3 protein-coding genes are annotated in these 4,343 nt (G+C 73.1%); 2 read left to right on the plus strand and 1 reads right to left on the minus strand.

Annotation, left to right across the window (positions count from 1 at the left end):
* Positions 1–761: NlpC/P60 family protein (locus AC068A_RS37130; protein ID WP_478590709.1), on the minus strand; the 761-nt coding region annotated here is incomplete at its 3' end.
* Between the two features lie 543 nt (positions 762–1,304).
* Between AC068A_RS37130 and AC068A_RS37135 the strand changes: the two genes are divergently transcribed.
* Positions 1,305–2,672 carry a cytochrome P450 gene (locus AC068A_RS37135; RefSeq protein WP_478590710.1) on the plus strand — a complete coding sequence of 456 codons (1,368 nt, stop codon included), beginning with the start codon at positions 1,305–1,307 and terminating at the stop codon, positions 2,670–2,672.
* Positions 2,673–2,793: 121 nt separating this feature from the next.
* On the plus strand, positions 2,794–4,343 hold a 1,550-nt coding region (locus AC068A_RS37140), incomplete at its 3' end, for a peroxidase family protein (RefSeq protein WP_478590711.1).

Consider the following 4,343-nt stretch of genomic DNA (forward strand, 5'->3'; position numbering starts at 1 on the left):
GGGTAGAGGTACAGCTTGCCGCTCTCCACGTGGACCGCGACGAGGTCCTTGCGGCCGTCGCCGTTGAAGTCACCGCCCGACAGCTCCGCCATCCCGGGGTCGAAGGGGACGTCGTCGACGACGGACTTGTTGCGGACCGGGACGTAGGTGCCGTGTCCGGAGAAGTAGGGGTAGGGGATCTTGCGGTGGTGCACGCCGCTCGGCGTGAACTCGAAGCCGATGTAGCTGGTGCGGCTGTCGTCGGCCCACTTCTCGAACAGGACCACGTGGCCGTTGGCCCCGGAGCCGTTGTTCAGCAGTGCGTCGCCGGGCTTCAGCTCGTTCTTCGATATGCGCTCGGTCACGCCGCGCGGGCCGAAGGTGTCCGTGGTGAGGGAGGCCCCGAGCTTCCACGCCATGGAGACGTAGCCGGAGCAGTCCATCCGGTAGCCCTGGTAGTAGTTCGTCCAGCTGTAGTCGAGGCCCTTGCCGACCCAGTTCTTGGCCCGGCGGATGGTCTCCGTACGGCTGATCTTCGGCGCCAGCACGCTCTGCTTCGGCGCCAGGCCGGTGGGCCCCTGGACGGGGGTGACCTCGCCCTGGCCGCCGCCGCCCGTGTCCGCCGGGGCCCCCGCGGCCTCGGCGGTGACGGGAGCGGGGGCGACGGGCGCGGCGGTCGCAGCGGTCGCGGCCGGGACGCTCGCGGCCAGGGCGCCGCCGGTGAGCGCGCACACGAGCGCGGTGGCGATGGCCGTCTGGCGGACTAACACGTTGTTCGACAAAGCACTCTCCTGTGTGGTGTGGCCCGGGCACGCCCGATGAGGGGGCGCGCCCGGCGAAACAGCCGCTGTCCGGCGGGAGTTCGGTCCGTCGAGCACCGCTGCGTCGCAGTCACACCCTCTCGATCACCACAGGTGCTTCACATCGTTCTGAGGTGTCGTTCGAATCTGCCCCGGTCGGTGATGGTCCGTCATCCTCGGGCAGGAGCAGGGGAGGAGAGCGGGACGATCTCTACAGCGAACCGCGTACTGCGCTTGGTGCAGCGCTTTCTCGCCAACCCCATGCGTCACCGCCACGGACCGCCGGGGGCAGTCCCGCGACGGCTGGCCTGCATGGACCGGGTGCGTGCACGCAGCGTGACGAGCACGCGCTGCCGCCTCGGGGCGGACCGGCGCCGGTCAACCAGGTTCCCTCAGCCGGGGCATGCAGAATCGATTTGCCGCATGGCGTTGGGAAGGACGGCAACGCCGGTCGCTTACCGTGACCGGGCATCGCTCCACAGCCGTTCCCGGCCAACGTCAGAACCCCCGAAAGGTGATCGAGGCATGAGCCAGTCCACCCGGGCCGCCGGCCGCGGACTCGACGCCGCCGCCGGAACCCCCGCGCCGGCCATCGCCGGGGCCGCCGAGAACCTCCGCTTCCTCGCCACGCACACCCTGCCCGCCTTCGTCCGCGGGTTCGTCAACGCCCGCCCCGCCGTGGTCAAGGTCTACGCCGCCGTCGGGCAGCCAGCCTGGTCCGCGGCCACCCTGCGCGCCCTGCGCGCCCGGCACGGCGGGGCACCCGTGCTGCTCAAGGGCATGTCCGGGCCCATGCTGGTCCTCCTCGACGAGCCCGAGCTCCGCCGGTTCTACGCCGAACCCGTTCGTACGCTGGCCATGGACTCCCCCGACAAGACCGCCGGCCTGGCGATCCTGGAGCCCACCGGGGTCATCTGCTCGCACGGCGAACTCCGCGAACAGCGACGGAAGATCAACGAAGAGGTCGTGGCCGCCGCCGAGCCCGTCCACCCCTGCGGCACGGAGTACCTCGCCGTGGTCGCCGACGAGGCCCGGCGGCTCACCGCCCGCAGCGTCCTCGACACGCCGGCGATCGAACGCGCGGTGCAGCGGGCCGCCCGCCGCATCGTCCTGGGCGAGGCGGCCGCCGACGACCGGCAGCTCACCGAGTGGCTGTTCGCCCTGCGCAACGAGGGCAACTGGATGGGCAAGCGCAGGAAGCAGGCCCAGGCGGCGCGGAGGCTGTACGCCCAGGCCGGCGCGCGGATCGCGGCGTACGCCGCCGAGGCGCCCGCGCACACCCTGGCCGCCCGGGCCCTGACCCACCCGGACCCGGACGGCACCCTCGACCCGATCGGCCAGGCCCACCACTGGCTGCTCGCCCTGGACGGCCTGGCGCCGGTCGCCGCCCGCACCCTGCTGCTCATCGCCACCCACCCGGCCGAGCAGGACGCCGTCCACGGCGAGGTGTCCGCCGGCGGCGGTCCGCTCCTGCCCCGGCTCCAGGCCTGCGTCCGCGAGTCCCTGCGGCTGTTCCCGCTGGTGCCCGACCTGGTACGGGTCACCCGGGCCCCCACCACCTGGCGCGGCGTCTCCTACCCGGCGGGCACGTCGGTCCTGGTCCCCGCCCTGTTCCACAATCGGGACCCGCACCGGGTCTCCGCGCCCGACGCGTTCGTGCCCGGCCGCTGGCTGGCCCCGGGCGCGACCGGGATCCTGCAGTTCGCGCCGTTCAGCCACGGCGGCGGCCGCTGCCCCGGGGAAAACCTGGGGCTGCTGGTCACCACCGCCCTGTGCGCCGAACTCCTGCGCGGCAACCGCCTCACCGGGGCCCGGCCCGCGCTGCCGTCCTCGGGCCCGCTGCCGCTGATCGTGGACACCGCCGGCGTCCGGCTGGGCCTCGTACCCCGCTGACCTCCCCCGGCACCACCCGCTCCCGCCCGCTCCCGCCCGATCCCGCCCGCTCCCACCGCTCCCGCCCGCTCTCCGACCGCCGAGCCGGAGACCGCCGGCCGGCCGACACCACGAGGCCCCGATGACCGACACCGCCCCCACCACCCGCACCGCCGCCCCCGCCCCCGCCCCCGGGACACAGCCGCAGCCCGGCACCTGGGTGACCGCGCCCTACGGGCCCGCCGGTCTGCTGGAACGCCTCGGCTCGGCCGCCTTCGCCGGGATCAACGCCCACTGGGAATGGCACCAGCTCCCCCTGCCGCTCGCCCTGCTGAACCTGCGGACCCTCCGCGAGGACCTGCGCCGCAAGAACCTGTACGACACCTTCGCCGCGGGCGGCGAGCGCCCCCGCAGGGCCACCGCCCACCTGCTGCCCCACCGGTCGTACGACGGCTCCGGCTACGACCCGTACGACGAGGACATGGGCCGGGTCGGCACCCGGCTCGACCGCAACGCCCCGCTGGAGATGGCCTACCCGGAGTCGGACGCGGAGCTGATGACCCCCAGCCCCCGGGAGATCAGCCGGCAGCTCCTGGCCCGCCGCTCCTTCGTGCCCGCCACCACGCTGAACCTCCTCGCCGCGGCCTGGATCCAGTTCCAGATGCACGGCTGGGCCAACCACGGCGACAACACCTCCGTGGAGCCCTTCACCGTGCCCCTGGCCCCGGACGACGACTGGGAGGCCCACGGCGGCACCTGCCCCATGCGGATCAACCGCACCCAGCCCGACCGGGTGGCCCACACCACCCCCGACGCCCCGCCCACGTACGAGAACACGGTCACCCACTGGTGGGACGGCTCCCAGCTCTACGGCAGCGACGAGGAGCGCTGCCGCGCCCTGCGCACCGGAGAGCACGGCAAGCTCACCCTCGGCGAGGACGGCCGACTGCCCGCCGACCCGCGCCCGGATCGGGACTGCCTGGACTGGACCGGTATGAACCACGACTACTGGGCGGGCCTGTCGCTGCTGCACCACCTGTTCACCAAGGAGCACAACGCGATCTGCGACATGGTCCGCTCCCACCACCCCACCTGGGACGACGAACGGATCTTCCAGACCGCGCGGCTGGTCAACACCGCCCTCCTCGCGAAGATCCACACGGTGGAGTGGACGCCCGGCATCCTCGACACACCCGCGCTGCACTACGCCATGAACGCCAACTGGTACGGCATGCTGCCCCGTTGGGTGGGCAAGCGGTTCGGCCGGATCGGCTCGGGCGAGATGCTCAGCGGCATCCTCGGCTCGCCCACCGACCACCACGCCGCCCCGTACTCGATGACGGAGGAGTTCGTCTCCGCGTACCGGCTGCACCCCCTCATCCCCGACGAGCTCGCCGTCCACGAGCACCGCGGCGGCCGGCTGCGCCGCACCATCGGCTTCGACGACATGCAGGGCCGCACCACCCGGAGGGCCGTGGACGAGTTCGGGATGAGCGACCTGCTCTACACCTTCGGCACCTCCCACCCCGGCGCCCTGGTCCTGCACAACCACCCCGAGGCCCTGCGCAAGCTGCTCCGGCTGTCCGGCGAGCACATGGACCTCGGCACCGTCGACATCCTCCGCGACCGCGAACGCGGCATCCCCCGCTACAACGCCTACCGGCAGATGCTGCGCAAGCGGCCCGTCACCTC

The organism is Streptomyces sp. NPDC043854 (genome assembly GCF_056436005.1).